Genomic DNA, 20,702 nt, shown 5'->3' with positions numbered 1-20,702 from the left:
ACCAGGTTTTCTCCAAAAGGCGCGGCTAAGTTTTTCCAGTGCATCGCACTAATTAATTCATCAGCCCAACTCGCCGTTCCCCAACTAAACTGATTGGGCATCAATATAATAACCTTCTGTGCAACCTGTTGTGCTTGCTTCATCGCTTGTTCTAACTGCTGTTGATGAGCACGTGCATGAGGGGCTAACTGAGCATATTGGCTCAGTTGTGTCACCCACTCATCATATCGCGCAAGACTGGAAGGCTGGGGCAAAACCTCGACTTCAGTATACTGACGTAATAACCGAATCAATTTAGGATTATTGTACTCTGTTGCAAACACGCGATCGGGCTGTAACCTTAAAATATTCTCTAAACGCCCAAAGTGGGCACGGTGCTTCTCATTGATTAATGTCTCATCGAGCCCCGTAATCCCAACCACCTGCTCGGGTGCCCAGTCGATTAGCAAATAATCGAGGCACTGATTTAAACTGACCCAGCGAGAAGAAGCCTCCGCCGCAACCGAGAACACGAGAAACAGGCATGCGACCAGCCCTTTAAATCGCATCGAGCGCTTCCTGCAGGTTCTTAACGGGTGTCACTTGCATCCCTTCAACCGTATGCTTAGGAGCATTACCATATGGGACGATTGCACGTTTAAAACCGTGCTTTGCCGCTTCATTCAAACGCTCTTGTCCGTTCGGCACCGGTCGTATTTCACCGGCGAGCCCAACCTCTCCCAGAATAATTAACTCGCGTGCTAAAGGTTCGCCTTTAAAACTCGATACGATGGCAAGCATCAGCGCCAAATCAGCCGATGTCTCAGACACTTTTACCCCACCAACCACATTAACAAACACATCTTGATCAGAGACATGCAGTCCGCCGTGCCGGTGTAGCACAGCTAATAGCAAAGCAAGTCGAGTCGCTTCTAAACCCACGGCTACGCGGCGCGGGTTAGCTAATGCGGAGTAATCTACCAAAGCTTGAATTTCGACGAGTAATGGTCGAGTCCCTTCCCAAATAACCGTTACTACCGAACCATTGCCTTGCTCTTCACCGCGCTGAAGGAAAATGGCTGACGGGTTAGAAACTTCTTTTAACCCACTGCCTGTCATGGCAAAGACGCCCAACTCATTCACCGCGCCAAAACGATTTTTAGTACCGCGTAACGTACGGTAACGGCTATCTGACGAGCCATCTAAAATGACCGAGCAATCAATACAATGTTCCAGAACCTTAGGTCCTGCCAACGAACCATCTTTGGTAACATGCCCTACCATAATAATGGCAACACCTTTCTGTTTAGCATACCGCGTTAAAAACGCTGCTGACTCGCGTACCTGTGACACGCTGCCCGGCGCAGACGCAATGTCATCTAGATGCATGACCTGTATTGAGTCAATCACCATCAACTGAGGCTTTTCTTGGTCGGCAAGCTGACAAATCGTTTCGACCGACGTTTCGGCAAGCATTCTTAACTTATCCATAGGCAAGCCAAGTCGTTTTGCCCGCATAGCGACCTGCTGCAACGACTCCTCACCGGTGACGTATAAGGCCTTCATTCCCCCCGCCAGGCGGCATAGGGTTTGCAATAGCAAGGTACTCTTTCCCGCTCCCGGAGAACCACCGATCAATATGGCCGATCCCGGTACGACACCACCTCCCAAGACGCGGTCAAACTCCTTAAAAGTAGAACTAAAGCGCGGAACCTCTTCCAAAGAAACTTCATTTAACGTCGTAACCTTAGCTTGAGTGACTCCCGCGAATCCACTGCGTGTTGCAGAGACAGCTCCTTTAGTATTGCCCAAACGCACCTCGGATACGGTATTCCATGCTTTACATTCACTGCACTGACCTACCCACCGGGGGAAGTCAGCACCGCATTCGGTACACACGTACGCTGTTTTTGTCTTTGCCATGTCACTGCTCTCGTTCTATGATGCTCTCAGTTAAGCTCATCATTATAAATATAAAAGAGAAGAATGCCGAACCTACAATTATCACCGCTAATCGACCAACTTAAACTTGTTGCTTTGGATGACGACTTTGAGAAACACTTTAATTTGCTGACGTCAACGTTGGACGGACCTAGTAAATTCAAAGTAAGAGCGGAAGTACGTCGTTTAACGCGAGCATGCCCACGCACGGTCGATTTACGCAAACGGGTGGATGGCGATTGTAGGCGCATAGAACACCGCGGACGGGTGCATTACTTAGATGAGGTTGCTCGAGACATTTTTGAGCGAGGTCTTAGAGACTACAATGGTGTTTTTACGCAAGACACCTATGAACGAATCATGCAGGCCGAGAATAACTATCGTGTTATGTATGAGCAACAAAAAGCCGCGCAAGCTGAGAGTGCTGAAGACGATACGTTTGACGATGAAAGCGCATTTGAATTATTCAAGTTAGGCTTTTATCCCTATCGCGATGAAGAGCGCATGAATTATACGGTGGAGGTTCATATTGAGCTGGAAGGCGCTTCCGCTTGCCGCGCCATTACCAACAACATTTCTCAAGGTGGCTTAAGAATTCGAGTCGATCGCAGCCAGATGCAATTGCAAGTGGGACAACAGGCAAACATCTATTTCACTGGATTTGCGAAAGAGTTCACCATTGATCCGCAATTACCGATTCGTTACGAAATAGCACGAATAAGCGAAGAAAACCAACGTACGTACATCTCCCTTAAGCGCGCCGACGGCGACTTAAATAAGGACTTTGACGCATTCATTACTCGATTCATTAGTGGCTATAAACGCCGTTATCGGGTTAACACCGACAATACTGAAATTGCACTTCTCAATAAAGCTCATGAACAGTTCTACTTGCCTCGCATGCGACGTCTAACACTGTATTTGCAGCGCCACTCAAAAGAGCTTTCATGTAAGTATGTACTGACAACCTACAATAACGAAAGTACCCTAGCTCATTGGTATAACGAAACCAACGAACTCGCAATTGGACCGATATTCAACAAACGCCGTAGCCAATACATGATTAAAAAGCTCGAGCGTAACGAGTCCTGTGAACTGACGCTACTTACGTTTAATATTGTCGCTAAGGGCAAGGTCTACTTTTATTCTGCGCTGGTCGAAGAACTCAAGAAAATAGAATTGTGGGACACATTTGCTAGTTTTGCCGTACAAAAATCATCTTTTCAGGCGTTTCGGCTTAGTCTTTCCCCAGTCAATCACAAGCAGGCGTGGCGACCTCAGGCTGTGCCACAACATATCAATTTGCCCTCAAGGGAGCAGCCATTCACCGAATCCGTGCAACACGCTTTATCAGAAATAGACTATGTCGCAACTCTTGATGATGTCACTGATCTCATCAAGCCCTTTTGCGGACTCAGCTACAATAAAGATGAACTCGCCAAATTACGTGCATTTGTTCATCCCCCATCTCCACCACAACGTTCTCAAGCTATCAAACTAGAATTCGTTAACCTCCGCAGTGAACAGCGCTACCATTTGCGCAGTCGCTGTCGTGTTCGCAGCGGTTCATTTAGTCGAGACGGGTTGGTGCTAGATATTTCCGCACACGGTTTACGCATCCAAGTCGACGAGCCTATCCCAGGTGCAAATCGCTCAGAAATGCAGGTGAGTTTTACGCAGCTCTTGCAACACCATAAAAACGAACCACTCACAGACGTTCAGTATCAGATAGTCAATGTTGATAAGTCACGAACCGCATTTAACCTAAAGCTGTCCGAGCAACCTGCATCTCAAGCAGCCGCTCAGTTTCTTACTCGATTCATACAGCAAAGAGAAGAACGGCTTCCGAAAATATATGAAAATAACTCGTTAAAAGGTTTTGAGCTAGGCTTGCGAAACCTTTACTGCGACGCTGCCAGCGCTGTTCCTTTGTTTTTTTATCAAACGAAAACTAACGAGGACTTTCTTGGACGCATTGGTGTACCACCTGTGATTTCAGATTGGAGTCGCTTGCTGCAGATGCCTAATTCGCTATTACCCAAGGCGACATTGCCCACATTGCTAAACACCAGTGGATTATTAGATAAATGGAAATCATGGTTGATGAGCGCAGATAAAAGCGAACGTCCCATGAACCAGTTGCTACTTTTTCAACTCGGTTGGGATGACCAAAATAAACGCACCGTATCTGTATTAGCCTTCGATGTTGAAACTGTGACACTAGATGATATTGAGCATCACGTGATTCAAGCGTTACTCAACGATACCATCATCGCCGTAAACCTCGAATTAAGCCGCACGGGACGTCCCGATCGACAATTCATTGAAGCAGAAATGCAGTATTTATCGGCGTACGCACAATATAAAGTTGATCGCGTCGAGCGCCAGCTAGATAGTGTACTCGGCGTTGCCGATAGCTTTAGCGTTACGCCATTATTGACTCAAAGTTTGGAACTGTCCGAGTCGCTACAAGCCGTCGCTGCTAAGCGGTTAGAACAGTGGCTGTCAGCGACAAATTAAAATCTTTTTTCCAGTTCCGGAATAATGAGTGCTAAATCTGGCTGATCAATGGTGACATCAGCTATCTCTTGAAGTAACGGTTTGGCGCAAAATGCGATACCGAGGTCGGCAGCACGTAACATCCATTGATCGTTTGCGCCGTCACCAACGGCAACCACCGGCACATCTTCTGGCAATTGCTGACGCAACATTTGCAATATCTCAGCCTTTTTTTGGCCATCGACGATAGCGCCTAATACGCGGCCCGTTAGCCTGTTATCGCTCATTTCAAGTTCATTAGCAATGTGTAAATCCAACCCTAATTCACCGGCAACTTTTGCAGAGAACCAAGTAAAACCGCCTGAGACTACAACACAGTACCAGTTTTTTAGTTTACAGAAATCAATCAGCTGTTGTGCTCCTTGAGTTAAAGGGATCGGATTAAATAGCGAGTCAAACAACGAAACATCCACTCCCTCCAATAGGGAAACACGCTGCTTCAAGCTTGCCGCGAAATCAATCTCACCCCGCATAGCTTGTTCAGTAATTGCCGCAACAGCATCACGCTGCCCTAGCAAATGAGCTATTTCATCGATACACTCAATTGAAATCAGGGTCGAGTCCATATCAAAGACAATCAACCCAGAATGGTTTAGCATAAGGTTTCCTTATCCGCACGCATAGGTAACTCAGAGTGAAGCAAAACGCACTGCCCAAATACACCTTAAACGAGCTAATTAACCGTGTTTCAACGGCTAAATTACAACGTTTAACTCGGGTCGCATTCAAGCGCCTACTGCGCTTTATGGCAGCTGCTGCGCTTCTCACACTCATGTACAGTATCTGGAATATTGCCACGAACCAGGCACAACAACAACTTGAACAAAATACACGAGAGCACTTAAATTGGGTGCTGAGTCAGACCGCGGCTGGCAGTCAAGTTTTTCTAACTAATGGCAACCAAGAAGGTTTGCAGCAACTTATCATTCGTCTCAACGAACAGCCCGGAGTGCTGGCAGTAACGCTACGTGATGCTGCCGGCATCAATCAGTTCAGCGTGGGTCAAACTAGCTCTATTATTGACTACCCGAGCACGCTACCTGAACCCTGGGTACTTATTCATCCCATCGGCGATGAGTTTGATGATCAAGGCTATTTACAGGTGACTTTTGACAAGAATCAGATCTTACATGCTAACGAAAAAACGCTATTAGGACTCACCTCACAAGGCAAGACATTACTTTTGCTGGCTCTTATTACGGGCGGATTAATCGTGCTTGGATTTAATCGAATACGCGATAGACGCTGGGTTAAAAAACAGAAACAAAAACACTTCAGTTAAACAGTGCGGTGCTATTTTTCCAGAGCACTGGCGATATCGCCTCAGTGGAGGTTTCTAATAGCTTAGCCAAACTCTCTAGCACCTGCGCGACCCTTTTAGGTTCGTTGCGCCGACCTTGATATCCGCACAAAGGCATATCGGGCGCATCCGTTTCGAGCACTAAATGCTCCACGCCAATACGTTGAATAGCATCTCGAGTCTTCTTGGCTCTCTCATAGGTAATCGTACCGCCGATGCCGAGTTTAAACCCTTGATCCACCCACGCCGCAGCTTGTTCATAACTGCCAGAAAAAGCATGTACCACGCCGTGCTCAACCCGTTTCTCTCGAACGGATTTAAGCAGCTCATCTAAAGTTTTTCGATGATGCAATATAACCGGAAGTTGGTAGTTTTTTGCTAATACGAGTTGCTGATCTAACAACGCTTTTTGTAATTTTGGCTGTTCACAGGTGGCATCTAACCCAATTTCACCAATCGCCTGGCATCGCGCACGAGCGGAGTCTGATAAAGACTCAAAACAACTCGCCAGTGCGTTGATATGAGTCGATTGATGCTGATGGATAAAGTAAGGATGTAACCCAAGAGAGAAACGAAATGCAGGTGAGAAGTCATCACATAGTTTGATTAAGTTCGACCATTGTTGCTCGGTTATACCGAGCAACATAAAACGCTCAACTCCCACCCTTTGAGCCCCAGCGACAACCTGAGAACGATCCTTATCAAAAGCAGAAAAGTCCAAGTGGCAATGGGTGTCGTACAAACGCATGTTCGTTAATGCTCTCGCGTGTGACTAAAGGTGATATCCGGATAACGCTCTTCCGCTAAGCTCAAGTTGACCATGGTCGGCGCGATGTACGTTAAATTATCACCGCCATCAAGCGCCAAGTTAGCCTCGGCTTTGCGGCGAAATTCGTCTACTTTTCGCTCATCACCTGACACCCAGCGTGCTGTAGCAACATTAATGTTTTCGTACATCGCATCCACTTTATACTCAGTTTTAAGTCGATGTACAACAACATCAAATTGCAGAACACCCACCGCACCGACGATAAGATCATTGCTGATTAAGGGGCGAAATACCTGTACCGCACCTTCTTCCGATAGTTGTACCAAACCTTTTAACAACTGCTTCTGTTTGAGCGGATCTTTTAATCGAATACGACGGAACAACTCTGGAGCAAAGTTTGGAATACCACTAAATTTAAAATCAGAACCACTCGTGAACGTATCACCAATCTGAATCGTGCCATGGTTATGCAGACCAATGATATCGCCGGGATAAGCCTCCTCGACATGAGCACGGTCACCGGCTAAAAATGTAAGCGCATCACTGATACGCACATCTTTACCTGTACGTACCTGCTTCATCTTCATGCCTTTTTCATACTTACCCGAGACAATTCGCAAGAAAGCGACACGATCTCGATGGCGAGGATCCATATTCGCCTGAATTTTAAATACAAATCCAGAGAAATTTGCGTTATCAGCCGTCACGGCTTCGCCTTCATCTGTTTCGCGAGCCTGCGGTTTGGGAGCCCACTCCACCAATCCATCTAACATATGGTCAACACCAAAATTACCAAGCGCTGTACCAAAGAATACAGGGGTGAGCTCTCCTGCTAAAAACATTTCTTTATCAAACGGGTTCGACGCACCATTCACTAACTCAATTTGCTCGCGTAACTCGTCTGCCCATACACCTAAACGCTTGTCGAGCTCTGGATTATCAATACCTTTAATAATATCAACATCTTGAATGGTGTGGCCCTGTCCCGTTTTATATAGGATCGTTTCATCTCGCAATAAATGATAAACGCCTTTAAAGTTCTTACCTGAGCCAATGGGCCATGTAATCGGCGCGCACATAATCTTAAGAACGTCCTCGACCTCATCTAATAATTCCAAGGGATCGCGAATATCACGGTCAAGTTTGTTCATAAAAGTAATAATCGGCGTATCACGTAATCGAGTAACTTCCATTAACTTGATAGTACGATCCTCGACACCTTTAGCCCCGTCTATCACCATCAAGCAGGAATCAACGGCGGTGAGCGTCCGATAAGTATCCTCTGAAAAGTCCTCGTGACCTGGTGTATCCAACAAATTTACCAGTGAGTCGTTGTATGGAAACTGCATAACGGACGTGGTCACGGAAATGCCGCGCTCCTGTTCCATTTCCATCCAGTCAGATTTCGCGTGCTGACCCGATTTCTTACCTTTCACAGTGCCTGCTTTTTGGATCTGTTGACCATGCAAGAGCACTTTTTCTGTGATGGTGGTTTTACCAGCATCCGGGTGAGAAATAATGGCAAAGGTACGACGTTTATCTACCTCTTGCTTAATTTGTTTCGCGACACTCACATCTGACATTTAACTTTCTCGCATATCGGCCGATTTAAAGGGAGTATTTTCGCTGATTTAAGCGTTAGAAACAATGCCGAGAGGCGACTCAGAGTTTACAGTTTTTTCACTAAGCCAAGACAAATGTCTTAGTGAGGCGCTTAATCGTCTGTTATAGAATTTTAAAAGTCATTCCAAATAAAGTGAAACGCCCATGAGATTCAATATTCGCGCTAAAGTATTTATTTTGGCACTCGTACCACCCGCATTGATTGCCATCTTCCTAACTTGGTTTAACTTTCAGCAATCGAATAACATCGGCGACGCTGCGGTTGATCAATTTACCGAACAAATGCAAAAAGACGCGCGTAATTCATTGTCAAACTATCTCGCCTTAGCTCGCTCCTCCATAAAACACTTAGTTAATGATCCATCCCTAGGCACATTGGCAGAACGACAAGCGCGGGCCAAGCAAATTATCGAGCAACTGCGCTTTGATGACTCGGGTGATACCGGGTATCTATTCGTCTATGACTCGGACGGAATCAATGTAGTACACGGCGTTAACCCATCACTGAATGGACGCGATTTGTATGACTTTCAGGATCCAAATGGCGTTTACCTTATTCGTGACTTAATTAAAGCAGCGAAAAACGGAGGAGGCTATGTCGCTTACGATTGGCAGAATAACAGTAAGCGTGTAGCGCCTAAGCTCGGCTACGCGGAGTACATTGAAGCTTGGGATTGGGTTATCGGAACAGGATTCTGGGTTGAAGGTCTACAGCAACGCGCAGCAGCACTCGAGGGTAATGTTCAGAAATCTATCGCTGAGGCGCTTTGGCAAACCTTGTTAGCTAGCATTATTGCACTATTAATTACCGCGTTTATCGCCCTGGCCGTAGTCCGTAGTATCACCCGACCACTCGCCAAAGCATTGGCAGCGATGGATGAAATAGCCACAGGTGATGGTGACTTAACACGTCGCTTAGCAACGGATAGCCATGATGAGCTCGCTGATCTAGGCGCTGCATTTAATCGTTTCGGTGATCAAGTCTCTGATTTAATAGTGCGCGTCCGCGAATCTGCGTCCATGGTGAATGACTCGACACAACAATTATCAAGTGTGCTTCAACAAGCTCAGGACGGTGTTGGCGAACAACAGTTAGAAAGTGAACAGGTGGCGACCGCTATCAATGAGCTCGCCGCCGCCTCTCAGCAAGTTGCGGCAAGCGCATCTGAAGCATCTGGAGCGGCTGAAAACGCAGAAAAACTCGTTTACGACGCCTCAAGCTTGTTAAAGCAAGCCGTCAACGTTATTCACGGATTGGCGGATAAAGTCGAACGCGGCAGTCATTCGGTAGACAATCTTGCAAATCAGTCGGCTCAAATTGGCGGTGTGCTCGATGTGATCCGCTCCATCGCCGATCAAACCAATTTATTGGCACTCAACGCCGCTATCGAATCTGCTCGCGCAGGCGAAGCTGGAAGGGGTTTTGCAGTGGTCGCGGATGAAGTAAGAACACTGGCTAAACGTACCCAAGACAGTACTCACGAAATTGAGCAGATGATTGATCAACTGCAATTAAGCAGTAACGAAGTGTCTGATGTCATGGGTGCGATACGAGAAGGTAGCAGTCAAAGCGTTGAGCGCGCGGGCGAAGTAGAACAATCGCTTAAACAAGTGTTAGACGCGGTGAACACCATCAACTCACAGAACGCTCAAATCGCTACGGCCGCTGAAGAACAAACGTCAGTATCACAAACAATCGACCAAAATATGTCCACGATCGTTGAAATTGCAGAGCGAACCGCAAAAGGTACGCGCGAAGCAGGCGATACCATGGGTGAGCTAACCGATACCGCACAGCGCCTCGAACAATTGGTCAAGCGTTACAAAGTCGATTAAGTAAACATGTTGACGCCACTCTCCGTGGCGTCAACTGCCAACCAATGGGCTAGCGTTTGCCCTAAATCAGCAAAGCTTTGACGCTGACCCAAACAACGGCCCTTCAAACGAGGACTGTAACAGAGCAAAGGCACAAACTCGCGGGTATGATCACTGCCAGGCGATGTCGGATCGCAACCGTGATCCGCTGTCAGTACCAGTAAGTCATCAGGTAGCATCGCCTGTATAAGCTCAGCTAACTTTTTATCAAAATCTTCGAGCTCACGCGCATAGCCTTCAACATCCCGTCGATGACCGTAAAGCGTGTCAAAAGCGACCAGGTTAGTAAAAATAAAGCATTTGTCTTGTTGTTTAGTTTGCATCAATTCCAGTGTCTTATTGACTAAACTCGCTGTATCATTGGCTTTATAACTTGCGCTGATACCTCGACCAGCAAAAATATCGCTGATCTTACCCACCCCATGCACTTCACCTCCATTGGAAATCACGTGATCCAATAAGGTTTTCCCGTGCGGCGGCGTCGCGTAGTCTTTACGATTACTTGTGCGAACGAAACCTTGGTTGGAATCTTCGACAAAGGGGCGCGCTATGACACGACCGATGTTGTATTCATCAACTAAATCGCGAGCAATTTCACATACCTGATATAAACGGTCTAAGCCAAAAAATTCCTCATCAGCTGCGATTTGAAAAACCGAATCAGCTGACGTGTAAACAATCGGCTTTCCAGTGGCCTGATGCGCCTTGCCGAATTGTTCAATGATTTGCGTACCCGAAGCATGGCAATTGCCTAAAACCCCATTCAGTCCAGCGCGTTGACACAATTCAGTTAATAACGTTTCGGGAAAGCTGTGTTCTCGCTTTAAAAAGTAACCCCAGTCATAATTGACAGGTAATCCCATTAGCTCCCAATGACCTGACGGCGTATCTTTCCCAGATGAGCGCTCTGCAGCCCATCCGTAGCAACCCGTGATGTCGCTCTTGAGTTCGACAAGCTGTTTACCTGTTGCACCATAGTGAGCGTGCCAAAGTCCAAGTTTGGCCATATTAGGGACACGCAACGGCCGGTCATTTTTGAAGCAGTGTTCCGCTATATGACCCAGCGTATCCGCGCCCTCATCGCCAAATAGGTGGGCATCAGGAGCCGCACCTAAGCCAAAGGAATCGAGTACCACAACAATTGCTCGTTTCATACAAATTATTCCTGCAAACTCGCATAAATTACCTCGGTCAACTGAGGCTTTTGACTATCAATTTTGATGGTATCTATTACTTGGTTAGCTGCTCGCTGCCAGTCACTTTCATTGGCTGCGTGAACCACAGCTAAAGGCTGTCCCTTTTCAACAGCTGCACCGAGTTCTGCAATTTCTGAAATGCCAACACTATAGTCCAATTTATCAGTGGAAGTTAAGCGTCCCCCACCCAGGCTCACTACGGCATTACCTAAGTCCCGTGCATGAATTTGCGTAATATAACCGTTTTGCTGAGCGAGCACCGGTTTTATCACCTCTGCTTGCGGCAAGTAATCCTCGATACGTTCAATCAAATCATGAGGTCCGCCTAACGTATGTACCATTTTCTCGAATACTTCCAGCGCTTTACCTGACTCTAGCACCCTATTGACACTCTCCTTCGCGCTGTCCGAATTATCTGCAAGGCCCCCAGCTAACAACGCCTCTACCGCAAGCGCCACCGTCACTTGGTGCAAACGGTTGGGGCGATTATTACCTGAGAGGTAATCTATCGCACTTTTGACTTCAATCGCGTTACCGGCGCATGGCGCTAACGGCTGATTCATATCAGTGATTACCGCTCGCGTCGGCACACCCAACTGCGAGCCAACGCGGACTAACGTATCAGCTAACTCTCGTGCCTTTTGCTCATTATCCATAAAAGCACCGCTACCCGCTTTTACGTCAAGCACTAAACCATCCAAACCCTCGGCAAGCTTTTTTGATAAAATCGATGCAGTGATAAGGGGAAGCGACTCTACCGTAGACGTAACATCCCGAGTCGCATAAAACCTCTTATCGGCGGGAGCAAGTGACCCTGTTTGACCAATTATGGCGACTCCAACATCGTGGACAGCACGGCGGAAAAGGTCATTGGTCGGATGAGTTTGATAACCAGGTATCGAATCAAACTTATCGAGCGTTCCCCCGGTATGCCCTAACCCGCGCCCCGAAATCATAGGAACATAGCCACCACAAGCGGCGATGATGGGTCCTAACATGAGACTCACGTTGTCACCAACGCCCCCCGTAGAATGCTTATCCAGCACTGGACCATCTAGGTTTAGCGAGTGCCAGTTGAGCACATCCCCAGAATCCCGCATGTAGCGCGTGAGAAGGCGGGTTTCACGCTCAGACATACCATTTAAGAAAATCGCCATTGCCATCGCTGCGATCTGTGACTCGCTCACAGTCTCGTCGGTAATACCTTTAATGAACGCGGCAAGTGAGGCTTCATCGAGCTCACCTCCATCACGCTTAACGCGAATAATTTCTCGTGTAAGCGACATCGTTATCTCCTAGCTGTGTTCGATCAAATCTGTAAGTAGACTACTGGCTCCCAGGCGAAAGAATTTAGGGCATAGATATTCAGAGCCTAAAATACTCTCAGCTAGCGCAAAATATTCAACAGCGTCAGCCAGTGTGCGGATCCCCCCCGCGGCTTTAAATCCACATGCAGGATTATCCGTTGCTATGACGTGAAGCATTTCCTTAGCCGCCATTAGCGTCGCGTTGATAGGCACTTTCCCTGTCGATGTTTTGATAAAATCGGCACCATTAGCAATGCTCAACTGGCTTGCAAGGCGTATTTGCGCTGCGGTTTGTAGTTCACCGCTTTCAATAATGACCTTGAGTAACGCAGTATCACCGCACGCGTCTTTCACGCTACCAACAAGCTGTTCGCACACTTTCTTATCACCCGCCAACAACGCGTGATACGGCAGTACAACATCAATCTCATCAGCGCCTGCAGCAAGCGCTCGTTGGGTTTCTTCAACCGCTCGTACAACGTCAGTACTCCCTTGAGGGAAATTGGTTACAGTAGCAACCGGTACGGTCGGTCCGACTTGAGCATTCAACGCTCGTTTTGCAGTCGTGACGTGCTCAGGAAAAACACAAATAGCTGCCACTTGATGCTCGTGATACCGCGCTTTTGCACATAGTGCTTCAATCATTTCAGGCGTATCTTGATTGCCCAATGACGTTAAATCCATGCACCGAAATGCCAACGCTGCCTGCTGATTCATAATAACCTCTTAGCTTATTTCTCTACGCATTACCAAGGCATCCTCTCGCCCCGAATCTGATGCGTAATAATTAGGTCGACGACCTACAATCGAAAAACCCGCCTGCTGATAAACATGTATCGCCGACGCATTCGATTCTCTAACTTCTAAAAACATCAATGCGTTATGTTTATCGGCATAATTTAGAATATCGTTCAGTAAAAACTTACCAAAACCTCTTCCTTGGTACCTCGGATCGATAGCGATGTTATGCAATGTCAGTTCATCTGCGACTAACTGTGTATTTGCAAATCCCACAATGCGCTTGTCCACCGAGATCGACCACCAAAGTGTGCCTGCACTCAAGGGCTGAAAAAATACAATTTCCGACCATGGGTAAGCGTGTGCTCGTTTTTCAATGTCAAACAGCACCGAGGAGGGTTCAGTGAGCGTTACCTCTATTTTTGACATTGTTGAATCGTGCGCCAGAGTGCCTTTTTTGCCGCGGGCGTCCTAATTTTTGAATTGACCTCATCTACGGAAATGACTAAATCAGCTTGTAGCGGAGGCTTTACTGCGGTGGGTCGCGTATCAAATAAAATTATTAGGTCTCGCAGCCATCTTGGCAATTGTACTGGAAGTGGTTGTGCGGAATTCAAGTATAATGAGCCAACGCGATACCAATGTATTCGCTCGTCGCTTGGTACCCGAGCTGACTGTGGCTTCAGCGTCCAGCGAGGGATCCCCATTTTATCGAGCACTTGAGACTGTTGTTTTGATAATTTCATCAGCTTTAGTTCCGCATAATTTACTACGCAGTTTAAAGCAGAGCGCTTAGATATGCTAGGTAAGAAAGGAAGCAGTGGCAGGGGCGGAGGGATTCGAACCCCCAACCGTCGGTTTTGGAGACCGCTGTTCTACCAATTGGAACTACGCCCCTACTGCAAGCGAGAATTATACTGACCTTATTGAAGGTAGCAAGCATAAACTGCCATCATAGCCACCGATCGCTGTTTATTTAATCAGATGACAAATCAAAGACCTTTTCTACCGTGTCCTCGACCAGTCTCGATACGTCGCGCTCAGACAGTTTAAAAGTCATCATTACGTTTTCTCTGAATACTTTCCAGTCTCTATCGCCGGCAATACTGCGGGTTTGCTTATCAATCGCATAACGCGCCAATCGATGAATCGCCATCAACTCGTCAATCGTCGATTTATGGCCGTCAAATTCAGTTAAAGCATCCGGCTCATAATAAAAATAGAACATCTTCACTAAGGTAGCGGGTAGTTGCCAATACTGAGCCAGCACGGCACTGGCAACAGCATGAGAAACATTCAATGATGCTTCTTCCTTTACTGCGATCTCACGCCAACCTAATCGGTCAGATTGTTTAACAAACGCGTCGTAGCCATCAAAATTTAAATATAACAGGGGTACTCCCGCGCCTTGGAATAAGCCAAACTGATAAGCATAATGTGCGAGTGATTCCCGCTTTAATAACCGAGCAACCACCATACATGCTTGCGCAGTCCATTCGTTGTAGCGCCAATAGTCTGCCAAAAAACCATGACTAATTAAGGATGCTTTAAGTGACGCGGCCCTAATCAGTGGCATTAACTGGTTGATGCCGAGTATCATGACGGCATGCTTAATCGACTCCACTTTATGAACGGGTCGATAAGCAGATGAGTTAACGACGCTTAAAACTTGGGCAGAAAGACTAATATCTTTTGTTATCAGCTCTGCCATCTTCTCAATACTAGGTTCGTCTTGCTCAACTTCTCGCTTCAACGCGGCAAGGGTTTCAGAACGCGGCGGAAGCGTCATGCGCATAATTTGCTGTCTTTGCTCAGAACTTAAAGCAACCGGCATTTAATAAATCTCCTCAACAAGAGTTTACTTTGCAGAGATCAACGTGCGATTATTTTTCGTAGTTAACCGCATGAAAAAAAACATTATGTCCACCCGCATCAAGAAACAATTTAAATATCTCTTAGCACTGTGCGCCCTGCTTATTTGTACTCATCTTCAAGCGAAGGTGGATGTGGCGTTCGACGGTGTCGAAGGCAGGCTGCTAGACAATATCAAAAGTTACGTGCAAATTGCCAACTTAAATCAAGATAAAGACTATCGTGCTTTTCAAATTCGCTTTCTGTTTAAGCGGGCAGAAGACGAAATTCGCACCGCTCTTGAGCCATTCGGTTATTATAACGTAGAAATAAAGAGTCAGCTCGACTCAACTGAATCGGGCTGGCAAGCGCGCTACTCGATAGCCTTAAATGATCCTGTTCGTATCGCTAGGGTTAACTGGAAACTTAAAGGGGATGCTGAAGACGATAAAGTATTTCGTTCGGTGTTGTCACAATCACCGTTAAAACAGGGGGCTGTATTTGAACATGCACCTTACGAACAAATAAAGACCCAATTACTCAGTCTCGCGGCACAACGAGGTTATCGCGATGCCGAATGGGAAAAAGCCAATGTACGAGTTGATATCGAGACTAATACGGCTGTCATTGATGCCATTTTTAGCAGCGGCGAACGCTATCACTTTGGCGATATTGAGTTCAATTCGGAGTACATCAGTGAGGACTTACTTCAGCGCTACCCTCGGTTTGAAAAAAGCGAAGCATTCAATACAAGTAGCTTGAGTGATTTACAAGTTAATCTATCTGAAAGCGGCTATTTTGAAACAGTGCAAGTAAATGCATTATGGGATCAAGCTGCCAAAAGCCAGGTTCCAATTCAAGTCGATACGACACCCAACCAACGCAGTCATTATCGCTTTGGTTTAGGGTATGGTACGGATACCGGCGCGCGTATTAGTGCAGGCTTTGATCGTCGCTGGATTAATCCCAGAGGACACCTATTTAAAAGCCAACTACAGCTGTCACAATTTGAAAGTCGGCTTACTGCGTTATATCAGATTCCAGGACCGCGCCCGCAAACGGACTCCTATCAATTCCGCTCTCAGCTCGCTGATAAGACAACAGATAGCCAAGAAAGCCAGCTTATTAAAATTGGCGCAGCAGAAATTCGAGCGTTCAACCACTGGCAATACGATATCGGCGCGTTCTGGTTGAACGAAGATTTTGAGATTGGTGAGCAACGAGGGAATGCTCAGCTCCTTGTTCCTACTGTTGAGTGGCGATTTCTCTCGGCTGATGAACGAATTAATATTAACCGAGGTTGGCGAGCTAATTTCAGTATTCAGACAGCTTCACGTGACTTACTTTCGGAAGCAGATTTGATTCGTGGACGATTTGAACTTAAATCCGTGGTTCCTTTACTCGATAGTTGGCGTTTGTTAGCCCGCGCCGAAGTTGGCGCGATGTACACCGATAGCTTTGAAGCGATTCCCCCTTCCTTACGCTTCTTTGCGGGTGGCGATCAAAGTGTACGAGGTTATGCTTATGAACAACTCGGACCGGAAGACGGTTCTGGCGATGTTATCGGTGGGCGCTACTTAGCCGTAGCCAGTGCTGAGATTGACTATCGCTTTGCAGAAAACTGGCGGATCGCAGCATTTACCGATATTGGTAATGCGATGTTAGAGCCCAATCAACCACTTAAACAAAGTGTGGGTATTGGTTTTCGTTGGATTTCGCCTATCGGCTCAGTTCGTATCGATTTTGCTCAGGCAATTGATGAACCTAATAAGCCGTGGCGCATCCACTTAACCATTGGACCGGATCTATAACTATGTACAAACGACTTGCAAAAGGCTTCTTGTTAGGATTAGCAAGCCTAATTCTGCTTCTGACAGTGTTGATTTACTCCGTATTAGGTACACAAACAGGAAGTCATTACTTGGTTAATAAGTTAAGTGAGTACTTACCAGACCAATTATCTTTCAGCCGTTATAAAGGCACATTACTCAATCAATTCGAATTTCACGGTTTAAAGTTAGATAGTCCAGCCTTTAGTTTGCACAGTGAACAGGTAACGGTTGACTGGTCGCCAAGCGACTTGTTAAGAGGCACAGCACGCATTAATTCGGTGACTTTCAAAAACGCTGAAGCCTGGATCCGCTCGAGCACATCGTCTACCGAAAGCACCAACGAAGGGCCTAAATGGCCGAGAGTCAGCTTACCTATCGACGCAGTATTATCAAATATAACTATCAACGATGTGATACTACATCTACCGAATCAACCTGCACAAGAGCTGTCTGTCACCGGCGGTTTAGCAATGCAACAGAATGGTGAACTACAGGTTGAAGGCTTGAAGCTAACCCACCGTTACGCTGAAGTACGTGTTGATGCTGGCATTCAATTGAATAGCAGTGAGTCGATTAAAATCGATTCGACGATGAATATGCATGTGCCAGACTTACCTCAGACAAGTATGACACTGAAAACTCAGGGCGATATCCAAACACTTAACGGAAGCATAGTGACAAACGGCTCAATAGAGAGTGTGACTAAATTTACGGTTACCGAGCTTCTGGATCAGTTAAATTTTAAAACGCGTACAGAGGTGGCCGAGACAGATTTGGTGCCATGGGTAAAGAGTTTTGCAATAGCCGGCATTCAGAGCGCGAGTATTGAAGGCGATATTAATACGCAAGGAAGCCTCAATGAAATCGACATAACACCAAGCCTTAACTTATCTGTTAACGACCAAGCAGGTGAATTCGACGGTTACGTTCTATATCAAAAGCAACATATTCGGTTCACGCCACTCAACGTCTCGCTAAACGGTCAAGTAGCTGCTGATCTCGCTATCGAGGGTGCTATCGCACTCGACTCCGTGCCTCAATTTGACCTTGAAGTCACCAGTAAGCAACTTAACACAGAGCGACTTCGAGGTACTTCGATTAGTGACCTCAGGCTACTCGTTGAGGGGACTTTACGTGAGCTTTCTGTCTTACCTGAGTTCAAGATCAAAACAAATGCTCAACCAGAAATAGAGGTCGCTGCTGATATCGACGTCACGGATGAGCAACTGAACGTTACACAGTTGACGGTTGTACAAAACAATAACCAAATAACGGGTACGCTACATGCAAACCTCGCAAACCAACAGTTTGAGACAGACTTGCAAGGCGAGTGGCAAAATGACCCCATACAATTAAACGCGAATGTCCGCTATGACTCACCCTACATTTTTATTAATCGCTTTGCGTTAAATTGGCGCAGCAACACAGTAACCGCTAGTGGTGACTTACGCCCTGGCTCAGCTTTAAAATTTGATGTCGATATAACTGACTTAGCTGCACTACCCGTTCCAAACCTCGATTTGTCAGGAAGCCTAAATGCGAAAGGTAACCTCTCTGGCTCTATCAACGATCCTCAGGTTACCGCGCATGTTCAGTCGCCACACATTAACATCGGCGAAAGACGACTTAACGACATCAATTTAAATTTCGACGGTGATTTGTCTGAACAGACGACAAAGCTCAAACTCAGCTATCAAGATATTGCACTAGCCTTTGCGACAGATACAACAATCACTGAGAAAGAGCTGACAGCAAACATAACAGCGTTCAATATTGAGCAGCCGGATATTGGTCGTTTTGCCTTACGAGAAGTGAGCAAGCTTGAATATCAATTTAACCCCCAACAAGTAAAACTCACTGAACTATGTGTAAGTCAAAAAGACGAGCACGTCTGTATGAGTGCGACGACGAACGACCGTCGACTAACCAGTTCATTATCTGTTTCAGACCTTCCTATAAGCTTAGTTGAGCCATTTTTGCCTCTAAATAATCTTGCATTAAGCGGTTCTCTTTCAGGCGAACTCACGAACGAAGTCGACTTAGTCGATGCTCTCTCGGTAAATCAAATGGATGGTCGATTTAATGTTACCGATATGCGGATCGAACAAAATGAACAACATATTGACTTCGAGAAAGCTGAATTACGGATAGCAAAAGGCGCGGATGAAAAACGCATATCAACACGACTCAATTTACTGAGTGAAGATGCAGGCGCCGAAATTACAGCTGACCTAACACTTCCATCGCTGTTAAAGGCTCCCTCACTAGAGGGAACGATTAAAGCCCAACTGGACGACTTGAGTATCGTACAAACTTTTACCAACCAAGTTGCTCAAGTAAATGGCTCTTTAGATGCCGCAGTCACCATTGAAACTCGGGATGAACAAATACTGCTAACTCCAACGGCACGGGTTAATATCGCCAATGCCTTAGTCACTCGAACAGGTACATCAATTTCCGACACGACCGTCAACGTTTCCGGCAACAAAGGTTCTCCGCAGCTAACGTTGTCTGGTGAAGGAAAAGTAGGTGATGGAGACTTTACCTTGAGCGGTGAATTTAACTTAAATGATTTGACCGGCACCTTAGACCTCAAAGGCACCGACCTTGTTGTGATGGATTCACCAAGAATTCGTATCACTGCCACCCCTAATCTCAAGCTTAATCTGACAAAAGATATTATTGCACTGAACGGTGAAGTAAAGATACCAGAAGCAAACATTACACCTCCTAACCTATCGTCCACGATCACTCCTTCTCCGGACGTGACAGTTATACAACGCGAACGGGTTAAAGAGCAGTCTCGAACAATTAAAACTGACCTAAAGATAACGCTCGGTGACAATGTGCGGGTAGATGCCTATGGCTTTAATGGCCGATTAGAAGGCGCTCTGAATCTCGCGCAAACCGGGCAGTCTGTGCCTATCGGTAATGGCACAATATCGGTGGCCAAGGGCGATTATGAAATTTACGGTCAAGAGCTCTCCATTGACCGTGGCCAATTCATTTTTAACGGCGGTCCGCTATCAAATCCCGCGTTAAATTTACGAGTAACACGCTCACTATCGGAAGTTACAGACGGACCCAATACAGTGGGTGCAAGAGTGATGGGTACCCTTAACCGACCCGAGTTAGACTTGTTCTCTGATCCCGCTATGCCAGACGCGAGTGTGCTTTCGTACTTGCTTTTTGGTCGCGGTCCATCCTCTAATAGCGAAAGTCAAAACCTAGAGCTACAAGCTGCTTTATTAGTCGGTGGTAAAACGACTGGCGCGCTTACTCAGTCATTAAAAGACACGTTCAGTCTGGATGAAGTAGCCATCGATTCAGAAACATCAGACGTCAACGACACGTCGCTTTATATTGGAAAATACCTTTCGCCGAACCTATATATCAAATATGGCATAGGGTTAATTGAATCAACTTCAAGCTTTTATCTTCGTTATCGCTTTACCGATAACCTATGGTTCGAATCCACATCATCAACAGAAAGCCAAGGCGCAGATATCATCTACAGCATCGAACGGTAGCGTGCGCATTCTGCGCACGGGGCGATGTGGATTGTCGCGCACAATGCGTGACGTACCTGCCGCGGTCGTAGCGTGCGCATTCTGCGCACGGGGCGATATGGATTGTCGCGCACAATGCGCGACGTACGCGGTGCGGGCGTACCATCATGCGGTCGTAGCGTGCGCATTCTGCGCACGGCGCGATATGGATTGTCGCGCAGGA

Annotated in this window: 16 protein-coding genes and 1 tRNA gene; 5 read left to right on the top strand and 12 right to left on the bottom strand. The window is 46.5% G+C overall.

Annotation, left to right across the window (positions count from 1 at the left end):
• On the bottom strand, positions 1-548 hold a 548-nt coding region (locus ABNS04_RS10310; RefSeq protein ID WP_272977780.1), incomplete at its 3' end, for a hypothetical protein.
• Positions 538-1,902, bottom strand: a complete 1,365-nt coding sequence (gene radA / locus ABNS04_RS10305; RefSeq protein WP_272977781.1) for a DNA repair protein RadA — start codon at positions 1,900-1,902, stop codon at positions 538-540. The genes radA and ABNS04_RS10310, both read right to left, overlap by 11 nt.
• 63 nt (positions 1,903-1,965) lie before the next feature.
• Between radA and ABNS04_RS10300 the strand changes: the two genes are divergently transcribed.
• Positions 1,966-4,440, top strand: coding sequence for a PilZ domain-containing protein (locus tag ABNS04_RS10300; protein WP_272977782.1), 2,475 nt, complete (start codon positions 1,966-1,968; stop codon positions 4,438-4,440).
• Here the strand turns inward: ABNS04_RS10300 and serB are convergent.
• A complete protein-coding gene (serB, locus tag ABNS04_RS10295) occupies positions 4,437-5,078 on the bottom strand; it encodes a phosphoserine phosphatase SerB (RefSeq protein ID WP_272977783.1) in 642 nt (213 codons plus the stop codon). The genes ABNS04_RS10300 and serB overlap by 4 nt on opposite strands.
• Before the next feature lie 35 nt (positions 5,079-5,113).
• Between serB and ABNS04_RS10290 the strand changes: the two genes are divergently transcribed.
• Positions 5,114-5,761 (top strand): hypothetical protein, encoded by a 648-nt coding sequence (locus ABNS04_RS10290; protein ID WP_272977784.1) that lies wholly within the window; start codon positions 5,114-5,116, stop codon positions 5,759-5,761.
• Here the strand turns inward: ABNS04_RS10290 and ABNS04_RS10285 are convergent.
• Both ABNS04_RS10285 and prfC read right to left on the bottom strand, forming a co-directional pair.
• Positions 5,754-6,527, bottom strand: a complete 774-nt coding sequence (locus tag ABNS04_RS10285) for a TatD family hydrolase (protein ID WP_272977785.1) — start codon at positions 6,525-6,527, stop codon at positions 5,754-5,756. The genes ABNS04_RS10290 and ABNS04_RS10285 overlap by 8 nt on opposite strands.
• Before the next feature lie 5 nt (positions 6,528-6,532).
• A complete protein-coding gene (prfC, locus tag ABNS04_RS10280; RefSeq protein ID WP_006956469.1) occupies positions 6,533-8,131 on the bottom strand; it encodes a peptide chain release factor 3 in 1,599 nt (532 codons plus the stop codon).
• Between the two features lie 184 nt (positions 8,132-8,315).
• Here prfC and ABNS04_RS10275 point away from each other — a divergent pair, with 184 nt between their 5' ends.
• The gene (locus ABNS04_RS10275) at positions 8,316-10,007 is read left to right on the top strand and encodes a methyl-accepting chemotaxis protein (RefSeq protein ID WP_272977786.1); all 1,692 of its coding nucleotides are present in this window, start codon (positions 8,316-8,318) and stop codon (positions 10,005-10,007) included.
• Here ABNS04_RS10275 and ABNS04_RS10270 read toward each other — a convergent pair.
• From ABNS04_RS10270 to ABNS04_RS10240, 7 genes are all read right to left on the bottom strand, one after another.
• Positions 10,004-11,200: a phosphopentomutase gene (locus ABNS04_RS10270; RefSeq protein ID WP_272977787.1), complete on the bottom strand. Its 1,197-nt coding sequence runs from the start codon at positions 11,198-11,200 to the stop codon at positions 10,004-10,006. The two genes, ABNS04_RS10275 and ABNS04_RS10270, sit on opposite strands and share 4 nt — an antisense overlap.
• A 5-nt stretch (positions 11,201-11,205) precedes the next feature.
• Positions 11,206-12,528 (bottom strand): thymidine phosphorylase, encoded by a 1,323-nt coding sequence (gene deoA / locus ABNS04_RS10265; RefSeq protein ID WP_272977788.1) that lies wholly within the window; start codon positions 12,526-12,528, stop codon positions 11,206-11,208.
• Positions 12,529-12,537: 9 nt separating this feature from the next.
• The gene (gene deoC / locus ABNS04_RS10260; protein ID WP_272977789.1) at positions 12,538-13,266 is read right to left on the bottom strand and encodes a deoxyribose-phosphate aldolase; all 729 of its coding nucleotides are present in this window, start codon (positions 13,264-13,266) and stop codon (positions 12,538-12,540) included.
• 9 nt (positions 13,267-13,275) lie between these two features.
• Entirely contained in the window at positions 13,276-13,716 is a 441-nt protein-coding gene (gene rimI, locus ABNS04_RS10255) for a ribosomal protein S18-alanine N-acetyltransferase (RefSeq protein ID WP_006956464.1), read from the bottom strand.
• Positions 13,704-14,033: a hypothetical protein gene (locus ABNS04_RS10250; protein WP_006956463.1), complete on the bottom strand. Its 330-nt coding sequence runs from the start codon at positions 14,031-14,033 to the stop codon at positions 13,704-13,706. The genes rimI and ABNS04_RS10250 overlap by 13 nt, the downstream gene beginning before the upstream one ends.
• 75 nt (positions 14,034-14,108) lie before the next feature.
• Positions 14,109-14,185 (bottom strand) — tRNA-Trp (locus ABNS04_RS10245).
• Positions 14,186-14,263: 78 nt separating this feature from the next.
• Positions 14,264-15,121 (bottom strand): HDOD domain-containing protein, encoded by an 858-nt coding sequence (locus ABNS04_RS10240; RefSeq protein WP_006956462.1) that lies wholly within the window; start codon positions 15,119-15,121, stop codon positions 14,264-14,266.
• Between the two features lie 70 nt (positions 15,122-15,191).
• Between ABNS04_RS10240 and ABNS04_RS10235 the strand changes: the two genes are divergently transcribed.
• Together ABNS04_RS10235 and ABNS04_RS10230 are read left to right on the top strand one after the other, a co-directional pair.
• Positions 15,192-16,949, top strand: a complete 1,758-nt coding sequence (locus ABNS04_RS10235; RefSeq protein ID WP_006956461.1) for an autotransporter assembly complex family protein — start codon at positions 15,192-15,194, stop codon at positions 16,947-16,949.
• Between the two features lie 2 nt (positions 16,950-16,951).
• Positions 16,952-20,500: a translocation/assembly module TamB domain-containing protein gene (locus ABNS04_RS10230; protein ID WP_006956460.1), complete on the top strand. Its 3,549-nt coding sequence runs from the start codon at positions 16,952-16,954 to the stop codon at positions 20,498-20,500.
• Positions 20,501-20,702 lie beyond the last annotated feature (202 nt).

The organism is uncultured Idiomarina sp. (assembly GCF_964010655.1).
Classification (GTDB): Bacteria; Pseudomonadota; Gammaproteobacteria; order Enterobacterales; family Alteromonadaceae; genus Idiomarina; species Idiomarina baltica.
This window is presented reverse-complemented; position numbering and strand designations above follow the sequence as displayed.